At 46.1% G+C, this 22863-nt stretch carries 17 protein-coding genes; 5 read left to right on the top strand and 12 right to left on the bottom strand.

From position 1 onward, the window contains the following. Nucleotides 1-34: 34 nt before the first annotated feature. The 4 genes from aroB to BM265_RS08065 form a co-directional block, all read right to left on the bottom strand. Nucleotides 35-1141 carry a 3-dehydroquinate synthase gene (gene aroB / locus BM265_RS08080; protein ID WP_074961066.1) on the bottom strand — a complete coding sequence of 369 codons (1107 nt, stop codon included), beginning with the start codon at nucleotides 1139-1141 and terminating at the stop codon, nucleotides 35-37. 624 nt (nucleotides 1142-1765) lie between these two features. After that, the gene (locus tag BM265_RS08075) at nucleotides 1766-3208 is read right to left on the bottom strand and encodes a hypothetical protein (RefSeq protein WP_074961065.1); all 1443 of its coding nucleotides are present in this window, start codon (nucleotides 3206-3208) and stop codon (nucleotides 1766-1768) included. Next, nucleotides 3201-3737, bottom strand: coding sequence for a sigma-70 family RNA polymerase sigma factor (locus BM265_RS08070; protein WP_074961064.1), 537 nt, complete (start codon nucleotides 3735-3737; stop codon nucleotides 3201-3203). The genes BM265_RS08075 and BM265_RS08070 overlap by 8 nt, the downstream gene beginning before the upstream one ends. Before the next feature lie 293 nt (nucleotides 3738-4030). Next, nucleotides 4031-4861 (bottom strand): helix-turn-helix domain-containing protein, encoded by an 831-nt coding sequence (locus BM265_RS08065; protein ID WP_074834651.1) that lies wholly within the window; start codon nucleotides 4859-4861, stop codon nucleotides 4031-4033. 647 nt (nucleotides 4862-5508) lie between these two features. On the opposite strand from BM265_RS08065, the gene BM265_RS08060 reads away from it, so the two are divergent. The 5 genes from BM265_RS08060 (at nucleotide 5509) to BM265_RS08040 (ending at nucleotide 10584) form a co-directional block, all read left to right on the top strand. Further along, nucleotides 5509-6483: an aldolase catalytic domain-containing protein gene (locus BM265_RS08060; protein WP_074961063.1), complete on the top strand. Its 975-nt coding sequence runs from the start codon at nucleotides 5509-5511 to the stop codon at nucleotides 6481-6483. A gap of 916 nt (nucleotides 6484-7399) precedes the next feature. After that, a complete protein-coding gene (locus BM265_RS08055) occupies nucleotides 7400-8632 on the top strand; it encodes a glycosyltransferase 87 family protein (protein ID WP_074961062.1) in 1233 nt (410 codons plus the stop codon). After that, the gene (locus BM265_RS08050; protein ID WP_074961061.1) at nucleotides 8629-9012 is read left to right on the top strand and encodes a VOC family protein; all 384 of its coding nucleotides are present in this window, start codon (nucleotides 8629-8631) and stop codon (nucleotides 9010-9012) included. Before BM265_RS08055 ends, BM265_RS08050 begins: the two co-directional genes overlap by 4 nt. 14 nt (nucleotides 9013-9026) lie before the next feature. Beyond that, nucleotides 9027-9824, top strand: coding sequence for an LptM family lipoprotein (locus tag BM265_RS08045; protein WP_074961060.1), 798 nt, complete (start codon nucleotides 9027-9029; stop codon nucleotides 9822-9824). Nucleotides 9825-9876: 52 nt separating this feature from the next. Further along, nucleotides 9877-10584 carry an NAD-dependent protein deacylase gene (locus BM265_RS08040; RefSeq protein ID WP_074961059.1) on the top strand — a complete coding sequence of 236 codons (708 nt, stop codon included), beginning with the start codon at nucleotides 9877-9879 and terminating at the stop codon, nucleotides 10582-10584. A 135-nt stretch (nucleotides 10585-10719) separates the two neighbouring features. On the opposite strand, the gene BM265_RS08035 is transcribed toward BM265_RS08040, so the two are convergent. The 8 genes from BM265_RS08035 to BM265_RS08000 all read right to left on the bottom strand — a co-directional run bounded on the left by BM265_RS08035 (nucleotide 10720) and on the right by BM265_RS08000 (nucleotide 21828). Beyond that, entirely contained in the window at nucleotides 10720-11433 is a 714-nt protein-coding gene (locus BM265_RS08035) for a M23 family metallopeptidase (RefSeq protein WP_074961058.1), read from the bottom strand. Nucleotides 11434-11780: 347 nt separating this feature from the next. Then, complete coding sequence (locus BM265_RS08030; protein ID WP_074961057.1) at nucleotides 11781-14408, bottom strand: dockerin type I domain-containing protein; 2628 nt, start codon at nucleotides 14406-14408, stop codon at nucleotides 11781-11783. Nucleotides 14409-14520: 112 nt separating this feature from the next. Then, nucleotides 14521-15051: a helix-turn-helix domain-containing protein gene (locus BM265_RS08025; RefSeq protein ID WP_074961056.1), complete on the bottom strand. Its 531-nt coding sequence runs from the start codon at nucleotides 15049-15051 to the stop codon at nucleotides 14521-14523. A gap of 138 nt (nucleotides 15052-15189) precedes the next feature. Then, entirely contained in the window at nucleotides 15190-16164 is a 975-nt protein-coding gene (secF, locus tag BM265_RS08020; RefSeq protein WP_074961055.1) for a protein translocase subunit SecF, read from the bottom strand. Then, nucleotides 16157-17602 carry a preprotein translocase subunit SecD gene (locus BM265_RS08015; RefSeq protein ID WP_074961054.1) on the bottom strand — a complete coding sequence of 482 codons (1446 nt, stop codon included), beginning with the start codon at nucleotides 17600-17602 and terminating at the stop codon, nucleotides 16157-16159. The genes secF and BM265_RS08015 overlap by 8 nt, the downstream gene beginning before the upstream one ends. Before the next feature lie 315 nt (nucleotides 17603-17917). Beyond that, nucleotides 17918-18427: a type II secretion system protein gene (locus tag BM265_RS08010; RefSeq protein WP_074961053.1), complete on the bottom strand. Its 510-nt coding sequence runs from the start codon at nucleotides 18425-18427 to the stop codon at nucleotides 17918-17920. Nucleotides 18428-18637: 210 nt separating this feature from the next. Continuing rightward, on the bottom strand, nucleotides 18638-19075 hold the full coding sequence (locus BM265_RS08005) for a type II secretion system protein (protein WP_074961052.1): 438 nt from the start codon (nucleotides 19073-19075) through the stop codon (nucleotides 18638-18640). A 497-nt stretch (nucleotides 19076-19572) separates the two neighbouring features. After that, a complete protein-coding gene (locus BM265_RS08000; protein ID WP_074961051.1) occupies nucleotides 19573-21828 on the bottom strand; it encodes an O-antigen ligase family protein in 2256 nt (751 codons plus the stop codon). Nucleotides 21829-22863: the final 1035 nt, after the last annotated feature.

Genomic DNA, 22863 nt, shown 5'->3' with positions numbered 1-22863 from the left:
GCACCTCCGAAAATATCACATTTCCGCAGCCGCTTTACATATCAGCGATAACAGCCGCTATCTCGTCCTCGGCTATCTCTTTCGCAAAATTGTTCTCACCTAACTGCACAACTTCGCCTATGCCCTTCTGGAATACGAACCTGAGCTTTCCGTCCCTCACCTTTTTATCGGTGTAAAGCTTCTTCACCAGTGCCGCCTTGTCGATATACTCGGGTACACGCACAGGCAGTTCAGCACTTTCAAGCAGAGCCTCCACACGCTGTCTTTCCTCAGCAGTAACGAATCCGTACTTCTCGCCCAGCCTAGCCTGCGCCACCATACCGATGGATACAGCCTCGCCGTGGTACAGCTCGTAATCCGAAACAGTCTCCACCGCACGTCCAACTGTATGTCCAAGGTTCAGCACCTCACGCAGACCGCTCTCGCGCTCGTCCTGCATAACTACATTGTATTTTACCTCGCAGTTGCGGTCCGCGATGTACTCGCAAGCCTCAACATCGCCATCAAATATCTTGTTAACGTTCTTTTCCAGATATTCAAAAAGCTCCCTGTCCCCCAGACAGCCGTGCTTTATGGTCTCAGCCAGACCGTTGGCTATCTGCTGTCTTGGCAGAGTTTTCCATGTATCTATGTCGATGTACACCTTGTCAGGCTGATTGAATATGCCTATCAGATTGGTGGCAAGAGGAGTATCCACCGCAGTTTTTCCGCCCACCGAAGCATCAGCCGCCGCCAGCAGAGTGGTGGCATAGTTAACAAAAGGCACGCCCCTGCCGAAAGTTCCTGCCACAAATCCCGCAAGGTCTGTAACAACGCCGCCGCCAACGGCTATAACAGCGCAGTCACGGCGGAATCCCTTTTCGAGCATAGCGTCCTCAAGGTATTCTTTCCACTTTCTCGTCTTGGATTTCTCACCCTCGGGGATAACGAACATCTCAGCCGCAAAACCCGCATCTCTCAGCATACAGAGGATATCAGCCGCATACAGCCCCTCAACTATGCTGTCAGTTATCACAGCGAACCTCTTTTTGCCTGTAAGCCCGTTTTTAAGGTCATCCACCAGCTGCTTCTGCAGCCCGTGACCTATCTCTATATCATAAGTGTCGTCCACCACTTTTTTCAATTCGCATCTGAATACCATTTTCATCACTCTTTCTATGCCGATGTTTTTAACGATTTAACGACTTAAAATACATATACGATTATTATAACATAAAACACCGCAAATGTAAAGCGCTGATAGACAAATTATCACTTATTTCACAGGGGCAAGAAATCAACGAGCGTTCGCGGCAACAAAACCGCGCTCTAAAACAAAGCTATGCCGCGAGGGGAGCTTTGGCTCAAGCCTTTCGCGAAAGGCTTGAGGGAGTTTGAGGGCAGAGCCCTCAACTCAAGGCTCAAAAGTGACGTGGCAACAAAGCCATAAATAGCACAACAATCTCTCGACCAAATAGGCGCGGCAATATCAAAATCATGAGCGTGGACAATCGAACAGTCCACGCTCTTTCTATCCGCGTGAAATATTGCCGCGCCCGCCGTCAAACAGCGATAGCGTCTTTGACGGCTCGACCCGAGGAACGAGGGGCGAAAAATCGCAAGCAAGCGTATACGAAAGTATGTGATCGCATCCGAAAAAATGCACGGGCATTATGAACGGTATCACCGTTCCAAAAGTAAAGATACCGCAACGCACACAGCCCCGCGTCTTTTGCTGACGCGGGGCTGTGCAGGTTCTATATATAAAAGCGGGGTGTATAAAACTTTATTCTGCTACATATATGATAAAGCCATTTTCAGCGTAAGACGGATTCACGCTTACTACCTTACCGGGTGCAAATCTCTTGCTGGGGATGCACTTTATGGTCGAACTTTCTCCGAGATAGCTTATCCATTTTTCGGCGGCTTCAACACTGCCGCCCTTGAATGTATTCAGCAGATAGTTTGTCATGCTCTCATAGCCCATATTTTCGTCTCTCAAAGCAGGTACATAGAATGAGGTCCTGTGATACATATAAGATTCCTGCTCATATCTGTAGATATCTTCTCCCGAAATATTCCAGCTATTGTCATATTCTTGCATAACATACTCCACTATCAGCTTCTCGCCTACATTGAAAAGGTCAGCATTATCTATCTCGCTTTCTGTTGATGCATAAGTGGGAGCGAATTCATCATCATCAGATGTTATCTTTCTTCCCGCAGGGATCACAACTATCATATCGCCGCTTGCAGGGTCATAATTTCTTGTCTGTGAAAGATAGCGAATATACTCCTGCCCCTTGAAGCAAGTACCGTCAAGCTTGACCGTGCATCTGAAATACAATCTGCCAACATTGTCAAGCTCGCTTTCACTGTAATCACTGAGAGGCTTGAAGTCATCATTTCGTGAACGTCCGTATATCGCTTTTGAGGTCACAGTACCCTCACAGATGATAGTTGCAGAGTCTATATCCGCTTTAAGGCTATCATCTACATAGTTATCCTCATCAAAACCGTAAACATCAGGATAATTAACTGCGTGCATATGTCCGCCCCTGTCGATCTCGTCGCTGTTCTCTTCCTTTACATAGTCATTTCCTGCCTGCGCATGACCTCCTCTGTCCTCTTCCTCGATCGTCTCGTTTACAAGTTTGCTGTCAGCGGTAGTATCGGTCTTTACCGACGAATTTGTTTCTTTCTTTTCAATTTTGCTCTCTGTTTCGGATATGCTGTCATTTTCGGTCAGGCTGTCAGTTTCGGATATGAACTCTGCTTCATCCGAATCGCTTTCTTCATCGGTCACACCGCTGTCAGCGGGTACAGGTGTCTTCGTCTTTGTAGTCTGTGCCACCTGTATCCTGGAATTGTTATCCTCATCTGCGCCGATGTTTCCGCCTACCAGCATTTTTACTGTGAATGTGCTTGCTGCAACTATCGCCAGGCAAGCTGCTATCACCGAACCCCTGCGGAAGTTCGATACCTTTCCGAATTCTTTTACACTGTCTATCTTGTTATCTGCATTCATTCTATTCATTGTAATGACTCCTTTCGGTTCGGGGACTGAACTCTGCTGTTCAAATCCTGCTTTCTGTAAGGTAGAGGAAAGGATGCGTTCTACGGAATCGGAAGATACCTTGTCCTCACCGAAGTTTTCAAAGTCATCCTTGAATTCTTCCGCATCGGATATCTGCCATTCATCCATAAGCCGTTTAAGATCTTTATCCATCATTACCCTCCTCCAGTATTTTCTTCAGTTTTTTGAGCCCCCGTGAAATGCGCTTGTCTATAGTATTGTGTCTCATTCCCATTTCATCTGCTATCGAGCGGCTGTTCTGTCCGAAAAAGTATTTGCGTATAAATATCTCCTCATCAGGCTGACCAAGCTTGTGCAGTGCCTCGTTCAGCTGACGGCGGTCATTATCCCACTGTTCATCTGCGGGAAGTTCCGCCAGTTCATCTATCGGGATATCGTCCTTGTGCTTCAGCGATTTTTCATATACATCCGCACACCTGCGCCTTGACATCACAGCCAGCAATGCTTTTACCGATCTGATCTCTTTTTTGTTCTGCGTGATATATCTGTAAAACATCATAAATACATCACTTACAGTCTCTTCAAGATCTTCTTCGGTGCATATCCCGCTAAGCTTTGTCCGCACTATTTTCATTACATATGGAGTATATTGCCGCACCGCCTGTTCAAGACCCCGTCGCGGATCAGCAGACAGCAGGGCAAGCAATTCTTTTTCGGTCATATCAAAAAACCTCGCTTTGAAACGTTTCATCTACCAAGTCGGAGCCATAACGCAAAAACTGACACATCACCAAAAAATATTTGTAAACGTTTTATGAACAGAATTGCCTTTCTCATGTCACCGTATCACTAACCAATATGCTTCGCCCCAAATATCGGGATCATCCGTCCTCTAAAAGCGGTCATATACGGACACAAAGAACGGGCAGGTCACTAAATCTCATGCACTGAAATATGTGACCGCCCGCAATTTATTATTTGATTTGTTTGCCGAACCCTGCCAACAAAAAAGCCTTACTTTCCAGCCTTTTTGTGCAGAGAACGGAACTCAGCAGGAGAAAGCATCTCATGCTTCTTGAATACCGCGCAGAAATAACTGCAATCGTTGTATCCTACCTTAGTAGCTATCTCGTTGATGTTCAGCTTGTCCTCCAGCAGGAAGATCTTAGCCTGCTGTATACGCTTCCTTGCCAGATACTCAAAAGGACGAAGATTCAGGCATTCCTTGAAAAGCCTGCAAAGATACTGGGGTGAAAGATCGATAAGATCAGCCAGCTCCACCAGTGTCAGCTCCTTATAGAAGTTGGTATCGATATAGTTGATAACAGGCTTCAGCTGATTCAGCTTGGTGCTGTCCTGACCGCCGTTCTGCATATTAGTTACCCTGTGCAGCTCGATCAGGAACTGGTACAGGTGCATCGAACACTCGTGACCCGCATAATAATAGTTGGTCTTCAGCAGATAAAGTATCTTCTTGAATATAGCCTCAACTCCGCTAAGGTCGCTGATGTGTACGACCTTCGCCTTTTCAAGCTTTATGTGCTCAAGAGTGTACTGCGCATCTCTGCCCGAAAATGCTATCCAGTGTGTCTCCCAGATGTCCTCGACAGGATAATACTCGTGAGGTACATTAGGGGGAAGATACATAGCGTCTCCCGCTTTTACAGGGAACTCGCCGTCAGCAATTTTGAGAACGCCCGAACCTCTGGTACAGTAGATTATCTGATACCCGGGATAACCGTCCTCTCTTATAAAATGCCACTCTCTGTCCCTAGCGCCCGCGCCCAGTACGAACAGCGGAAGAGAAACCTCGTCGCCCAGCACAGGATAGTAAAAATCTGTCATTAAAAATCGCCCGCCTTTTGGAAAACCTTTTATCGAATCTAAGATATTTTCAAATTCTCTTATACTATAATATCACAACAAAGCTAAAATGTCAATACCCAAATCGGATATTTTTGGAAACTGCAGCATCAAAAACACGCTTATGAATCGTGTTTTCGTGCAAGATGACAGTTCTGTGCTCCTGATTATTTTATGAATATTAGGTTTAAAATTGTCCCACACGGAACAAAACGCCACATAGCAGCCTCTCGGGTACTGCCAAAGAGGTGGGGAGCTTTGGCTCAAGCCTGCCGGCACGAGGCATATGCCGACGCAGTCGCATAAACCACGAGCTTCGCTCCGAGGCTTAGTCTGTTTTGCTGCCGCGAAAATCCAAAACGCAAAAAGTCGGATTTATAGAGCGTTTTTAAAACCGAGCATTTCGACACGCAAAGACAGTTCATCAAACAAGTTGGCACAAATTTACAAATCAGCACATCTGAAACGAAGGTGGAGTTTGTAAAACATACAAAAATGTGTGAACTATATATAAAATATTGGATTAGCACTTGCATTTTCAAGCCAAGTGTGATATACTTTGCTTTAGTGATTTAAAGCTTAGACTGCATAAAGCTATAAAGCGAATTATTAAATGGGAGATGTATGATATGAAAGAGATATCCAATCTGATGAATTACAGAGACAGTATAAAGGTGGTAGACGCAACACTGCGTGACGGCGGTCTGGTAAATGACTTCTTCTTCACCGATAAGTTCGTTCACGACCTGTACCTTGCAAACATCAAGGCAGGCGTTGATTATATGGAGTTCGGCTACAAGGGCGACAAGGAAATGTTCGATAAGTCCAAGTTCGGCAAGTGGAAGTTCTGCGATGAGGACGACCTAAGAGCTGTTGTTGGCGACAACGACACCGACCTGAAGATAGCTGTTATGGCTGACGTTGGCAGATGCAACTACAAGGAAGATATCATTGACAGAAATGACAGTGTTATCGACCTTATCAGAGTTGCTACATACCTCAACCAGATACCCACAGCTGTTGATATGATAGAGAATGCCAAGAGCAAGGGCTACGAGGTAAGCTGCAATATCATGGCTATATCCACAGCACAGGAGGGCGATCTCCGTGCAGCGCTGGATATACTGGGTAAGAGCCCTGTTGATGTAATATACATCGTTGACAGCTTCGGTGCTATGTACCCTGAGCAGATGCAGAGACTTGCTGCGGTATATGTTGAGCTTGCTGAGAAGTACGGCAAGAAGGTAGGTATCCACGCACACAACAATCAGCAGCTTGCTTTTGCTAACACTATTGAGGCTGTTGGTGACGGTGTTGACTGGCTGGATGCTACATACTCCTCAATGGGCAGAGGTGCAGGCAACTGCGCTATGGAGCTTCTGCTTGGTTTCCTGAAGAATCCCAAGTACAATGTATTCCCTGTTATCAAGTTCATTGACGAGCACATGACAAAGCTCCGCGAGCAGGGCATTGTATGGGGCTACGATCTCCAGTACCTCATGACAGGTCTGCTGAACCAGCACCCCAGAACTGCTATCGCTTTCACCAAGGATGACAGAAAGGATTATGCTGAGTTCTACAAAGAGATAGTTACTATGGACTGATAGCAAGTCGGTACATATTATAGAAGTTTTGAGCCACGGTATTTCCGGATGAAAGACGGAAATGCTGTGGCTTTTTTATTGGTATAGGTCTTTGAGGTTGGTTGGATAGGCGTTGGGGTGCTTTGAACGGTAGTTTGCGCGGTGTCGCCCCTCGTTCCTCGGGTCGAGCCGTCAAAGACGCTATCGCTGTTTGACGGCGGGCGCGGCAATATTTTTACGGACATAGAAAGAGCGTGGACGGTTGTATTGTCCACGCTCTTTATTTTGTTATTGCCGCGCCTATTTGGTCGAAAGATTGTTGTGCTATTTATGACTTTGTTGCCACGTCGCTTTTGCGCCTTGAGTTGAGGGCTCTGCCCTCAAACTCCCGCAAGCCTGCTGGCGCGAGGCTTGACCGCGCGCTTTGTCTCCTTGGCAGTTCCACACACTTTTTTACGGTCATATTATCTATACCCACACCTCACTCTCTATGCAAACATATGTTTTTATATTTAACCCCGACATATTTCTGCAAGAGTTGTACAAAAACGTACAACTTTTCCCCAAAAACACCTGATAGTAAAAAGACTATCCCGGCTGTCCCACAAAAGGGTAAGCCGTTAATATATATCCACCCCATGTGCGCACGATGACAGGCAGTCGCTGACTATGACCACGGTATATGAAGCGGCGTGTTATACTGCACAGGGTACCATCAGCATCTTGACAATTGAATAACAATGGAGCATTCACATGATCGGTTTTGACAAAACGCAGCTTTGATTTTATGCATTCCCACGCTATTGACAAAAGTTTATTAATAAGGTAAAATATATTATAGTAAACGACATCTAAATTTTCACCCACCAAAGAAGGAACTAGGCTGGAAATTTATGTCGTTTACTGTATGTATGAATCAATAACTGGAGGCAATTTAATGAGCGAAAACAAAAAAACTGCGTCAAAGCCCAAATTTCTGGAAGGCTGGGATTTTGATAATATCGCAAAACTGATCTACATCATGATCGTGTGCGTGTGCGGAATGTTTATGAGACATAAACTTCTGCCCCACACTTCAAGAGATATGTGGCTTTACCTTGAAAGATGGTACAACTATTTTGCCGAAAACGGCGGATTCAAGGCAGTGGGTGACGATGTGGGCGACTACACGCCGTTATATTACTACTACATAGCGTTACTCACCTACTTCAAAGATATCTCAGCCCAGCTGGGACTTAAAATACTTTCGATAGTATTCGACTTCATCACAGCCATATACGCCATGTGGATAGTCGAACTTGCTGACAAGAAAAGCAAGAACCCCCATCTCCCCGTAATAGCATTCACCGCAGTATTCTGTCTGCCGACAGTGGTACTCAACTCCGCAACATGGGGTCAGTGCGATGTCATCTACTCCTGCTTCCTTGTAATGTGCCTTTACTATATGATGAAAGGCAAGGATAACGTAGCCATGATAATGTTCGGCATAAGCTTTGCATTCAAGCTTCAGGCGATATTCTTCGCACCTTTCATAGGCATAGCCCTTTTCAAAAAGAAGATACGTCCCCTGAACCTGCTGTGGATACCCGCTGTATACGTTATAAGCATAATCCCTGCAACTATCGTCGGCGGAGATTTTATCCGTCTGCTGACAGTATACTTCCGTCAGTCGGGTCAGTACGAAGACCTCTGTATGTCCCTGCCCAACCTCTGGACACTCTGGGAAGAAGTTGAAAACGAACTTCTGGGACCTGCGGGCATATTCTTTGCAGGTGCCTGCGTTGTCACCGTAATGTACTACTACATCACCAAAAAGGAACTGAAACTCACAAACAATACAATGGTGGCACTTGCCATGATATCCTCATTCGTAGTGCCCTTTGTGCTGCCACATATGCACGAGAGATATTTCTATCTTTCCGAAGTTATGTTCGTTATCTTCGCATTCTGCTACAGAAGCAGACTGTGGCTGATATTCACATCCCAGTACTGCTCAGTACAGGCGCTCTCGGGCTATCTTTTCGGCAAAGGCTCTATGGACAGAAGATTCCTGCTGCTTATCGAGATAGTCAACATCGTGGTAGTATACCTCTGCCTGAAAAAGGAGATTGAAGAACCCCGCGATGAAGAAGTAGTGATGTGCTTTGAAAAACAGGCAGCAAAATCATGAAAATAGAACATACAGCCCTCTACGTCAATGACCTTGAGGGCGCAAAAGACTTTTTCACCAAGTATCTGAACGCTAAAAGCGGCGATATCTACCGCAACCCCAGCACAGGATTTTCCTCCTACTTTCTCAGCTTTGATGAAGGCTCACGGCTTGAGATAATGAACAAGCCCAACCTCTTTGAGGACGATAACAGGGTATCCCGAATGGGCTACGCGCACATCGCATTCAGTGCGGGCAGCAGAGAAAAAGTCGATGAACTGACAAAATGCATCACCGATGACGGCTTCAGACTTCAAAGCCCGCCCCGAGTTACAGGTGACGGCTACTACGAAAGCTGCATCATCGGGTTTGAGGGAAACCTCATCGAGATAACAGAATGACAAGGAGACATACCATGAAAAAGACATATATACTTGCAGTCGCTGTAATGCTGGCTTTCGGTCTTTCTGCCTGCGGCGACAAAGACGCACACAAATATAAAGAGCCCACAAGTTCAAAGGCAAATACCGAAAGCAAGCCTGAATATTTCCGGGAACCGGAAGACACTTCCACCACCGAAGAAGAAAGCTCCGAAGCCGTCACCGAAGACAGCGATAGTTCCACCGAAAGCAAAACTCCTGCCGAATCAAAGGCTGAAAAAAGGCCCGAAAAGACTACATCAAAGCCCGCCACCGATCCCGATGACGGCAAAAGCTACGTCTTTGATGACCCCGAGGGCGAAGTTGCAGTTGTCCAAAACGATGACGGAACAATTACGGTAGCTATACCCTCAAACGGCATAACAAACGAAGAAGCCAATTACTCCGACCACCACATCGTCAAAAAGGAAGAGGTAAAAAGCGAAGAAAACTCCGATATGACCTACCTTACCTTTGATGAAGATTATTTCAATACTGTGGCTCAAAATAACATAAATTCCAGCAAAGAAACTCTTGATGATCTCATCGCTAACGGTCTTGATGCCTATACAACAGTTACAGATATCACCTATAACGATGACTTCACCGATTTCACAATCCACGTAAAAAGCAAGGAAGATTTTGAAAAAAGCGCGGATAAAGAGATAACAGCAGTGATCGAGCAAGCCGCTTCAATTTACCACACATATTCTCTCCACGAAGATGTTACGTTCACTTTCCGTTTCGTCGATGCTGACGGAAATGAATTTCTAAAAGAAATGATCGCAGGCTGACAAAGCCTCGACAAATCATAAAATACATTCTGAACCAGAAGGAGGTATCACCATGACATTGCAGGAAATAATCAACGATTCAAAGCGCGTAGTATTTTTCGGAGGTGCAGGAGTATCCACCGAGAGCGGTATCCCCGATTTCCGTTCCGTGGATGGTCTATACAATCAGAAGTATGACTATCCTCCCGAAACTATCCTCAGCCACACGTTTTTCATGAACAAGACCGAGGATTTCTACAAATTCTACCGCGACAAAATGCTGTGCCTTACGGCGAAGCCCAACAAAGCTCATCTGAAACTTGCCGAGATGGAAAAAGCAGGCAAGCTGACAGCCATAGTCACCCAGAATATCGACGGACTTCACCAGGCGGCAGGCAGTAAGAATGTTTACGAGCTTCACGGCTCAGTGCTGAGAAATTACTGCATGAAGTGCCATAAGCCCTATGCCGTGGCGGATATCCTCAATGGCACAGGCGTGCCCAAATGCACCTGCGGCGGCACTATCAAGCCCGATGTAGTACTCTACGAAGAGGGTCTTGACAATGATACCGTAGAGGGTGCTGTCGAAAGCATCTCCCGCGCCGACTGCCTTATCATCGCGGGCACTTCTCTGACAGTCTACCCTGCGGCAGGAATGGTAAGATATTTCCGCGGCAAGCACCTGGTGCTGATAAACCGCGACCCCACCCCCATGGACGAAATGTGCGAACTGGTACTCCACGACAAGGTGGGAGAAGTCCTGGACAAGATAGTTCTTTGATATCAAAAGCTCCAGTTCCAATGGGAGCTTTTTCATTCCATAACTCTACGTAGCCATGATATATGCATTTCCATAAATAGCAAAACCCCCGACCGCCGATCTTATTTCGACGGTCGGGTCTTTATAGAGGGATCACTACTTGTTATACTTTATGCCGATAAAGTCAATTGGGTCTATCCAGCTGCCGTTCTGTTTCAGGGCGAAGTGCAGGTGGGAAAGTTCTGCGGCTTCACATTCGGCGGTGTCGCCTACTGCGCCTATCACCTGTCCCGCATTCACGCGGTCGCCCTCGACTACGTTCATCGCCTTTGAAAGGCTGTAATAATAGCCCGTCACGCCGCTGCCGTGGTCGATGACAATGCCGTTGCCCCACAGAGGATCTTCCTTTACCTCAACTACCGTGCCCTTGTTCATGGCTTTTACAGGAGTACCCACATCAGCCTTGATATCCACTCCGTCATGGGTGCGCCATACCCCGAGAGTTTCGTCTTTTACCAGCTCGCCATCCGAAAACGGATTTAAAATATCGCCGTTCACAGGCATAACATTGGGCTGAGTTTTGATATCGTCGGATATCATGGACGAAGTGTCATCTGTCCCCTTTGATGAACTTTCCTTTTTATCAGCCGAGCCGTCCGCAGGCTTCTGTACACCCGATGTCTTGTTGTCCGCCTGTTCGGCGGCACGCGGAACATCTGTCACGATAGTGCTGTTAAGTTCCTCAACTGCTTTGTTGTAAGCCGCAGCACCTGCCCCTGCAAGCGCTATCATACAAGCCCCAAGGGTTATGCATACACCTTTTGTGCCCAGCCTTTTGCCAAGCTTTGAATCTGTAAGAAAATTACCCATAGTTTTCCTTTCTCCGAACATCAAATTTCAGCCCCGCCGTCGGTCTGCGAAGCCCTTTGACAGTATTGTGGACGGAAAAAGAAAATTTATGCATCGATACATTTAAAATCAAAAATATGACTATCCCTTTAGCACCCCGCTTAAAATCCCGTATCGACATGGATATATTATTTTGACGTTATCTTTTCCCCCGCCTGCGGCGGGGGAAAAGATAACCGCCATACTCTCATTATTTTTTTATCGCTGTTATAGTAAACGTCATGTGTATCCGCGTGATAACCATAAATATAAAAAGGCACTCTGACGTTCATTCATCGTCAGAAGTGCCTTATACTATTCTAATAATATCACAGCGGTCTCAGACCCTTTACCGCCGCCGCCACCAGCAGCATATCCTTGGTGTTTACAAGACCGTCGTTGTTCACATCTGCACGATGCTCGGTGCCGGGGTCGGGGAAAAACCTTTTCTGCTTTATAAAGCTCGCCAGCATTACAACATCGCCTATCTCGACACGTCCGTTGCCGTTGACATCGCCGCGCTTGTAAACCTCGGGGGTGTCCTCTACATCGTCCAGCATGGCAGGGTCGATATCCGTGCGGCTCATACAGAAATCTTCAAAGCTGTAGCTGCTGCCGATATCGTGAATCTCGGGAGTTTCGCTGTACGCCCCCGTAACAATCACGGTGAAAGGGCTGTCACCATCACGCAGGATATTTCCCTCAGCATCGGTTATCTTCGCCTGAAGATCGTATATGTCCTTTATCTGCCCCGCCGTATGAAGTTCGCTGACGGTGCAGTCCCGATCTATCACCCAAGATGAACTTTCATCTACGCTCACGGATATATCTCCTCTGTCACCGCATAAAACTCCCGCAGATGCACTCTCGGGAGTGCCCCTGTATACCGAGTTCTTTGAGATAAGTATATCCAGCGTGCTGAGGCTGTCGCAGAGCATTTGTCCGTAAAGCTCCTGCCCGATAAGTGTCAGACTGCACACAGCGCCGCCGCAGTCATTTCGTCCCCAGCCCCAGCGGGTAGGGTCGGATACGCATTTCAGCAGATATCCGCCGCGGTCAGTGGAAAGCTTTGTGCCGTTGAGTATTATCTCGCTTTTGCAGTTGGTAGTGAATATCACATCACCGTGAGAAGCTATGCTCCCGTCCTCAACATACAGCCGCGAGAGCTTGTCTTCCGCACCGTAGGGGCTGTTGCCGTAAAGCACAGCCGCCGCCGTGAGACCGTCCTCGCTGTTTGTTACATCGGTGGAGAGCTGACAGTTGTAGATATACATCATACCCGGATTTGCCACCCTCACAGCCTCGGACTTTCCGCCTTTCAGCGATGCTTCGCTGATGGCGATAACGGAATCCGATTCCGCCGCAGGAGAATCATCTCCCCCCGAACTGTAGCTGCCGCCGCTTATTACCATATTCCCGCTGCCTTTTTCAGCGAATATGGTGCTTGAAGCCGCACCCGCCGAGTGTACAGTAAGATCCCAGCCAAAAACAGAGCCGTTCTTTCCCGACCTTACACCGCAGCAGCCGTCGGACTTGTTTGAAAGGGTCATATCCTGCAGATAGACCCTGCCGCCGCTGACAGAAAAGCTGCCGTCCGCAGGATTCACCGTTGTATTGCCCGAAAACAGAGTTTCAGAGGAATCCTGCACATTTATAAGATCAAAATCGCTCCCCGATGACCCTGTGTAGGAAAGCTTGTTTGAATCCACCTTGATGCCTGTAACATCGTTCATCTCGATGCAGGTACCAGGTATTTTCATGGTGTTGTTAGTTATGCGCACGCCCTCAACCTGATAGTCGAAGTCCGTTCCTCTGCCTGTTTCAATAAGCTTTCCGAAAAGCTGTATACCCACAGGGGAAGGTCTTGTGCTTGTAACCCTTGCGCTGATGACGTTGTTCTTTATGACGGTATTCAGGTCGTTGTTGAGAGAACTGCCGATATTGCTGTCATCCACAGGCGAATAGTATCCCGCGTTGCTTTCCGAGGGCGACATATTCCTGACGATTATACCGCTGCCCACATTGTTCATGGTGTTTCCGTTGACGGTGATATTCTTGTAGCTCTGCATAAGTATAGCGCAGTCGGTGATATTTGTGAAAGTGTTGTTCTCGATGACGAAATCCTTGTAGTACTTTCCCAGCGTCGCCGAATGTGAACCTATGCCGCGCATAACATTGCGGAAGCTGTTGCCGCGTATCATCACGTTTTCACAGGTTGTATCATCAAAAGGCTCAAATCCGCTGAATACATTGGCGTTGTTCATTATATCGAACTGCATGGCTTCCTTTACATAGCTGCCGCGGTAATCGGAAAAATCACAGCCTGTGATGGTCACGCCCTTAACTCCGCCCAGTTCAATATGATGGGCATTCAGGTTGCTTTTGAATGACACGCTTTTCAGCATAAGATTATTCAAATGCCCCAGGCGAACATTACAGAAATTCTGATAATCCTTACCAATGTTGCCGTCAAAGCATCCGCCCTCGATGATAATGTTGCGTGCATCGTTGTAGCCGCCCAGCTTTTTCGGCTGCGCATTCCTCAGTATACAGCCCCCTGTCGGCGAGGCTTTTTTCAGCACAGCGCCTTTCATGCTTATGTATGTGTTTGAATAGACATAAAGCGTCTTGTCAACAAGGTAATTACCCGCAGGTATCACAACTTTCACCTGAACGCTGTCGCTTGCATTGTCACGGGCATAATTCAGCGCCTTTTGCAGCTGTGAGGACGTTTTTTTCTTTCCCGTCCTGTCAGCCCCGAATTTGTCCGTCGCATTGATAGTGATGACCTTTTTGTATTTGATATTTCTGAACCCCGTGACGTTCGTTGCGCCTGTTATATTTTCATAGTTGTATGCATATGACCTTACCGAAATGTTTGCAGATGCTGCCCACGTAATCGAAATAGCCACCGCAGTCAGAAAAGCCAGAGCTTTATTCACGAATTTTCCCAACATTATTACCGACTCCAAAACAAAATAGAAATAATTTAGACAAGAATATTATATCATATCCCGGGGCAAAAGTAAATAGCAAACAACTAAGAAGATGAATTTTCGTCCTCCAATATCAACCGTTTTTAAAATTATCCCGCTGTATCCTGCGGACGTGTTCTTTAGCGTTCAGTACAACCATAAAGGCAAATACAGCCGTCAGTAACAAAGGCACCGTTATCAGCCATACAGGAAGCTTTAATCCGCATCCCATCATTATCAGTATAGCCACTGTGTATCCGCAGCACAGCATCTCCAAGCCGAATAGGATCATACCTCTCAGTATAGCCTGCTTTTTCTGCTTGTCGGTGTAATCAGCCACCATTGTCATGGTCTCTTTCATATCCTCGTTCATGTTCTCACTCTTCCTTTCTCCGTCCAGCACTTCACGGATATCAATACCGTAATAGTCAGCCAGTTCGATCATAATGCTTATGTCGGGCATTGTCCTTCCGTTTTCCCATCTGGAAACAGACCTTGACGAAACACCAAAGACCTCAGCCAGTTTTTCCTGCGATAAACCTTTCTCATTCCTAATCTGTTTTAGAAATGCCCCGATCTTTACCTGATCCATAATTGACCTCCTTTCTGCATACAATGATATCATATTTTCTGACGTACGACCACGACAGATGTGTCCTGTAAATAAAGACCCCATGTTTGATGTAAATTATAGCACAGAGCGTACACCGTGTCAACAAAAAAGCCATAGCATTTCTGCTATGGCTGATTTTGCTGTTTAAGATCATCTTCTGCCTGACTGCTTTGCAGTCTTGCCTTTTGATTTCTTGGGGTTCTTTTCAGCGTGTCTTCTCCACATTACCCACAGTGTAGGAGCGATGCAGTTAGAAGAGTACACACCTGCCAGCATACCGATGATCAGAGGGAATGCAAAGCTGATTATGGACTTTACACCGAATATTGTGCAGACGATGCATACAACGGACATCGCCATAACGGTAGTAACAGTGGTGTGTATCGAACGTCCCAGAGTCTGGGTAACGGAAAGGTTTACCAGATCTTCCAGTTCGATCTTGCTGCCCTTGAGATTCTGGTTCTCACGGATACGGTCGTAGATTATGATAGTCGCGTTGATGGAGTAGCCGAGGATAGTCAGCAGAACTGCCATGAAGTTCGCGTTGATATCAAATCTGCATATAACGAAGCAGCCGTAAACCATGCAGAGGTCGTGGAGCAGTGCTACAACGGAGAATATACCTGCGGAGATACCGCCGATCTTCTTGAAACGGAAACCGATGTAGATGATGGTAACGATAGCTGCAAATATTACAGCTACCAGACACTTGAAGAAGAAGTCCATACCGTTGGAAGCATTAACGTCACTGGATTCAAAGAGAGCCAGCTCGTTATCAGCGAACTTTTCTTCCAGAGCTTCCTGGAGTTCGTTCTGCTTAACTTCGTTGATGCCGCCTGTGGAGGACAGCTGTATCTTTACAGTAGTCTGCTTGCTAGCAGCGTTCTCACCCTTGGTAACGGTGGATGTCTGATCCAGTACCTCAGAGACAACGTCCTTGACCTCATCAGTGTTGAGCTCACCTGTGTAGGTGTAAGTCATTATAGTACCGCCCTTGAACATGATATCCACGTTCAGTCCCAGTACGAAAGTCAGCACGATAAACAGTGCGATAAGGGTGCAGGAGATGCAGTAGAATATCTTGCGGTGTCCTACAACGTCGAGATTTTTCTTTTCGTTAGTCATTCTTCTCAACACCTCCATACAGCTTACGCTTCTTGAATGCCTTGAACTTGGAAAGTGAAGAAAGCATCAGTCTTGAACAGAAAATACCGAAGAAGAAGTTCAGTACGATACCTACCAGCAGGGTGTAGCCGAGGGAGTAGATAGTACCCGCGGTAGATGCACCGAATGCCATGAACAGAGGCTTCAGCAGTGTGCCGAATACGCTGTCGGTAGGACCGAAAGCACCCATGAGTATAACTGCTACGAATACAACGGTGATATTGCCGTCGAATACGGCAGCCCACGCACGCTTATAACCAAGTTCGATAGCGCCGTTAAGGGTCTTGCCGTTATTGAGTTCTTCCTTGATACGCTCAGATACGATAACGTTGGCATCAACGCCCATACCGATAGCCAGTATGATACCTGCGATACCGGGTATAGTCAGCGTGAAGCTGTCCAGATTGGGAAAGAAGCCGCTTATGCAGGCAAGAGAGCCTGCAGCCTGTCCCAGCAGAGCGATAGCTGCAACAAATCCGGGAAGTCTGTAAACGATTATCATATAGATAGCTACCATAATGAATGCGATAACGCCTGCGATAGCCATAGCTTTCTTTGCGCCCTCACCCAGTGTAGCCGAGATTATGTTGGTGCTTGTAGACCGAAGGTTGAAGGGGAGCGCACCTGCATTGATCTTATCAGCCAGCGCCTTAGCAGACTCATAGGTAAAGTTACCCGAGATCTGACATTTGCCGTCGGTGATAGGCTCATTTACACTAGGAGCAGATATATTATCATCGTCCATCCAGATAGAGATCTGACCGTTGCCAGCCAGTTCGGTAGTAGCAGCTGCAAAAGCATCGGCACCCTCTTTTTTGAGTTCAAGGGATACTACCCAGGAGATCTCACCTGTGTTCTGATCCTGATACTGTGTTGCCTCAGCGTGCTTAACGTCATTACCTGTGAGTACAACGTTTTCATCTTCAAGGCTTGCAGGCTGTTCTGTGCCCTTTGCAAACACGAGCTGAGCAGTATCGCCGAGCTCAGAAATAGCCTCGGAAGGATCAAAATTATCCTCGCCCGACTGCCAGGGGAAGGACACCATTATACGATGCTTGGTATAATCAGCGTATACCTCACTGTCAGTGATATTCAGGCTTACGAGTCTCTGCTCGATAGTAGCCTTTGCTGCATCCATATCGTCCTTTGTTATTTCCTTTTCCGTTACTGCGTCCATTTCGTCGGTGGTTGTTTCTTGATCCTCATTATTCAACTCAGGCTCAAAGGTAGCATTAACGCCGCCCTGGATATCGATACCCCAGCGTATCTCGTCAACGCCCTTGATGTAGCTGTGTCTGATATCGCCGTAATAATAGTGTATACCGGCGTATGTCAGGTAAGCAAAACCGAGTATGAGGAACAGTACGATGAAAAAGACAGGTTTTGTGATCTTTCGCACTAAAAGTCCTCCTATCAAAATTACTATGCTTATAGCAAATGACTTAAATCTTCCCTAATATGCTGCACCTGCCGAAAAAGCTCATGTATCAGCGGCTCTCGGGAAATCATTAATATCTTTAACTATTACATAAGCACATTCACTTACATATTATATAACTTTTTAGGTGAAAAGTCAATAGTTTTTTGAGATTTCGGCAGAAAACATTATCATTTTTATATGAATTTTTTATCTGAGAACATCTTGTCTGAATCAAAACAATATATACCAAGTAAAAAGCCGAGGAGTTATTCCTCGGCTTACAGATATTATGAATTATGATGCAGGCTTGAAAGTCATGTATTCAGGAACATCACTCACCTCATAAGCAGGGTCGGGATACTGTCCAACCATCTCATCGCCGGGAGAAACTATCCATTGAACAAAGTATGACTTATCTTCCCCGTCTCTGTTCCTGGGATTATCAAACTTTCCGATATACATTATGCCCGAACCCTCGCCGTTTGTTGTGATAGAATCATAGATAACACGGGTAAACTCGATATCAGGAGCAGGAGTACTTCCGCGGCAGTCGATCTCCAGTCCTTTTTCTTCGATTTTTTTTGCAATTCTACTGATTTCAGTATCATTCTCATCGCATAAATACTTACCAATAGTTCCTGTGAAGACGTTGTACGCTACTTTTGCACTTGCGTTTGCAGTACGCAGTCTGGACTTTTTGATATAGCCCATCAAAGTCGGTACAAGGATCGCTGCAAGGATACCGATGATCGTAATTACTACGACCAGTTCGACAAGTGTAAAACCTTTCTTATTAGTTTTCATAGTTTTCCCTCCGTAAAATGACACTGATATCCGCGCCCCCAAATATGCGGATATATCATTCCCAATTTACAATAGTATACAACAAATATTTTTATTTGTCAATATATTTTATATGAAATATTTTATGTGCAAACGTACAAAAAAATCGGCGGTCATAATGACCGCCGATAAATTATCGATTTGATTTAATAGCGCTTTATAAGTTAGCTATTAGTCGTTGGACATATCGATTGTGCCCCATGCAGGACAATCAGCAACCTTCTGAGCTGCGTTAGGATACTGACCAACGATCTCATCGCTGCCGCCTCTTCTCCACTGGCAACCAAACTTAGGATTAGCTGCTTCCATATCTTCGAATGCTACAAATACTTCGCCGGAGCCCTTGCCGTTTGTAGAAAGCTCAGCCTCTGCAACGCTCTTAGCCTCGTCTACATCAGCATCACCGATCAGACCCTGAGTCTCGAGGTCAGCCAGGTACTCAGCAACTGCGTTGTAAGCGGTCTTTGCGTTACCATTAGCGGTCTTCAGTCTGGACTTCTTAACATAACCCATCATGCTAGGAACGAGGATTGCTGCGAGCACGCCGATGATCGCAATAACTACTACCAGCTCAACCAGAGTGAAGCCCTTTTTGTTTGAATTTTTCATAAAAAAATCCCTCCATAATTAAATTATTAAATATTTTAGTACCGCATTTTGCGGATACTGCCGAAATTAATGTTTCAGGTCAACGAAACATTTGCATCGATCGATCGTTTGAAGCTTCATGTTGTTTTCGTTTCCCTTACTGTGTCTATATTATAACTCATGATCTTCGATTTGTCAATAGGTTTTTTGAAGTTTTTTTCAAGAAATCTTAGTTTTGTCACCTTTCACAAATGCTACATATTTTAACTATTAATCTTATCCCGATTTGCATTATTTTATAGCCATTGTTGCACATTACATAAGTATTGTCAACTGTTTTCAATCGTTTTCGCCGAATTGTATACTTCAATGCTTTACTTTATTAACGGAAGTTTTCAATATCTCCCAGGCTGTGATCTGCTCAGATGAATAAAAAATGAAGTCCTGCGCTTTCGGTCGTGCGGCTTATTCCTTATATAAATACAAAGGCACTCCCGATGCAGAAGTGCCTGTTATATTTAATCTGTTTCAACGACCTTATTGCGCGATACCGCGTACCAGCCCACACCGAATATGAACCAGAACACCGGGCTCACGCAGACATAGCTGTCATTTACTATGCCCACCACCATAAATGCGATGACGGATACATAAGTACCTATCCTCAGATGCTTGAACCTGTCATCAACGGGGTCAAGTATAACTGTCTTGAAGCCCTTTACAAGGAACGCGCCCAGCAGTGTCAGCAGTACCATCAGCGATACCATTCCGGAATCCACTGCAACGCCCAGATACCAGTTATGGGGCTTGTTCACCACCATTCCGGGAGTCTCGTATACTTCCAGCAGGCTGGCATAATCGTACTGGGGGAATACCGTTACGAAGCTGCCGCTGCCCTTGCCGATAAGCAGGCAGTCATCAAGTATGGATATAGTCGCGCCCCAGATGAAGAATCTGCCTGATAATGCGCTGAGATCTTTCTTGAAAAACTCGGGACCCTTGTAGCTGTTGATGGTATCCTGTGTATACAGGCCGTGTACAAAGGGCTTGAATTTATCGTCCTCGTATTTGAATATCAGGTTCTTGGAGTATCCGAGATCGATCAGCAATTTTGATTCCGATGTGTACTTGAACTTGCAGTTCTTGTATCTTTCATCCTTGAAGCAGAAGAATTTATCCTTGTTAACGCTTGCTTTAAGAATGTTTCCCTCGGTATCAAGAAACTCTAATCCGTCATCACCCTTGCGGCTGACAGTTATGGTGTTTCCGCTGAAGTCGTCCAGCACAAGGCTTGAACCGTCCTGTTTTATCTCTTTCAGCACATAGTGTTTCTTTGCCATCTTTTTTCTGTAGTCTTCGACGGTGGTATTGTTTGCCGAACCGTTGTTGACAACTTTATCAAAGCGCGCGCGGAAATCATCGTTGGTCTTCATCATATACATAAATCCGCCTGCCAATACCGCACCTATGCATACGAAAGTTATCAGTGCCGATACTCTTGAGATATTACCTCTGAACCAGTAGATAACATATATAATAAGGAGAATAGCAGCGCCGCCAGCAACGGAGTAAAGTCCGCCGGTGGAGTTTGAAAGCACGGCGCAAACCGCTATGCCTGCCGTACCGAAAATACCAAATATCATTTTTGCAACAAGTCCAATTCTTGCAAAGAGTGACATTCTTACATTCCATCTCTTTATTACAGATCTGATGCTTTCCACAGTGAGTGCCGCTGTCAGCGGGAACATCAGTCCGCAGAAAGAACCCAGATAGTTGGAGTTGAAGAAAGTGATATGCACGTTCTCGCTCTGAGAAGTCAGCGTTTTGGCATACTCGTACTTTTCAGCAGGAGCGATAAAGTGTGCAAAAAAGTCATTCTCCTGCAGGGGATAGCCTAAATATTCACTCACGCCGAATATGGAGCAGGCTAGGGTAGTCAATATCATCGCCCAGCTGAAAAATTCAAGGGACTTTGTATCGCAGAAATAGTTTATCGCCGCCAGGAATATAATAAGATATCCAAGCACGCCCAGCAGACCCTCATAGTGCTTGACTACGCCCATCAGCACAAGTTCGGGATTTTTTGAACATATGCCCGATACTATCAGCAGCAGGGCATACACGCCCACAAGTATCAGCGGGAGTTTCATATCCTTTTTTCTAAGCGGGATATCTTTCCATTGCTTTTCAATGAAGAATTCCTCAACGATGAATATGCCGATAAGTATAAAAGCTGCGATGACCACAAAGAATTCTTTCTGGAAAAGGAACCAGTCGTTTATACTGCCAGTATTGGAAGAAAAATACTTTTGTGTCAGCTTAGTCAGCGGCTGCGGGTGCAGATAGGTGACATATGGCAGTATAGCCATGAATATGCACATCATCAGTGCAACAGCTTTTTTTCTAATTGGATAATCGCCTTTTATGGCGACTATGACGCTGTTTTCCTTTTCGCGCTTCTTTTCCGCTTTTCTGTTTTTTCTTTCTTCTCTGTCGGACTTTTCATCGGGAGCTTCTTTCTCTGCTTCATCGGATGCTTCTTCAGTTTCCTCAGCAGATACCTCTTTGATGACTTCCTCATCGTCATCATCGTAGTCGTAATCGTCGTAGCCGCCCGACTCTTCTTTCAGTTCTTCCAGTTCCAGCCGACGCATACGTTCATCGCGCAGGCGGAGTTTTTCCTTTTCTGACAAGCCCGATTCTTTCAGTGCTTTTTTGAAGACTGCATCATCACGCCAGTCAAAATTGAAGTCCAGCAGGTCTTCCCGCTTCATTTGGACCAACACCTCTCTAAATTAATCATACTTAATCATTATATCACACAATGTTTATATTTTCAATAGTGGTAAATACCGAAATCTCCCATTTAAGACGGATACACATATAGGAGATTTGACACGAAAACGGGCGATAAGCAGCGATCTTGGGGGGTGAAGCCAAGGAAGAGAGCTTTGGGTCAAGCGTTGCGCGGCGGCAAACCTGCGCACCAGACAAACTATGCCGCGAAGGGAGCTTTGGCTCAAGCCTTTCGCGAAAGGCTTGCTGGAGCGCGAGGGCAGAGCCCTCGCATCAAGGCACAAAACCAAAATGCATAGCGAACTATAAGAGAGCAGCGAACTCCCGACCCCAAAAAAAGGCGCGGCAATATCAATAAATCGAGCGTGGACAAATCTTGTGTTCACGCTCAAACTATGTGCGGAGAATTATTGCCGCGCCGTCATCGGACAGCGTTAGCGTTTCCGATGACTCGCCCCGAAAGGGGCGACCTTTTCCACCGCAGTATGTATTGATAAGAGTGCCGCACTCTGTAGTGTTTAAAATGGATGTCCTCACGCCCGTAAAAACGGGTTTTGTCGGTATAATCATTGGTTTTGCTTTGGTCGATAGTTTGCGAGCTTTCGACCCTCGTTCCTCGGGTCGAGAAATCGGATTCGCTTCGCTGTCCGATTTCAGGCGCGGCAATATCTCACGCATACAGAAAGATCGTGGACATTAGTTTGTTCACGATCATGATTTTGATATTGCCGCGCCTATTTGGTCGGAAGATTGTTGTGCTATTTATGGCTTTGTTGCCACATCACTTTTGCACCTTGACCGAGAGGCTCTGCCTCTCGAGCTCTCCGCAAGCCTGCTGGCGCGAGGCTTGACCGCGCGCTTTGATTCGCGTTAAAGTTTTGTTGGGGGCGCAGGTTTGTTTCCGCGCGACGCTTGTTCCAAAGCTCTCTTCCTTGGCAGTATACACAGCTTTTGCTTTTTTCCGCAAAAAAGTCCCCGCGAAGCTCTCACACATTCGCGGGGTATACTATTAT

The organism is Hominimerdicola alba (genome assembly GCF_900112155.1).
Classification (GTDB): Bacteria; Bacillota; Clostridia; order Oscillospirales; family Ruminococcaceae; genus Hominimerdicola; species Hominimerdicola alba_D.
The sequence above is the reverse complement of the archived record's forward strand: the minus strand, read 5'-3'. Positions and strand labels throughout refer to the sequence as shown.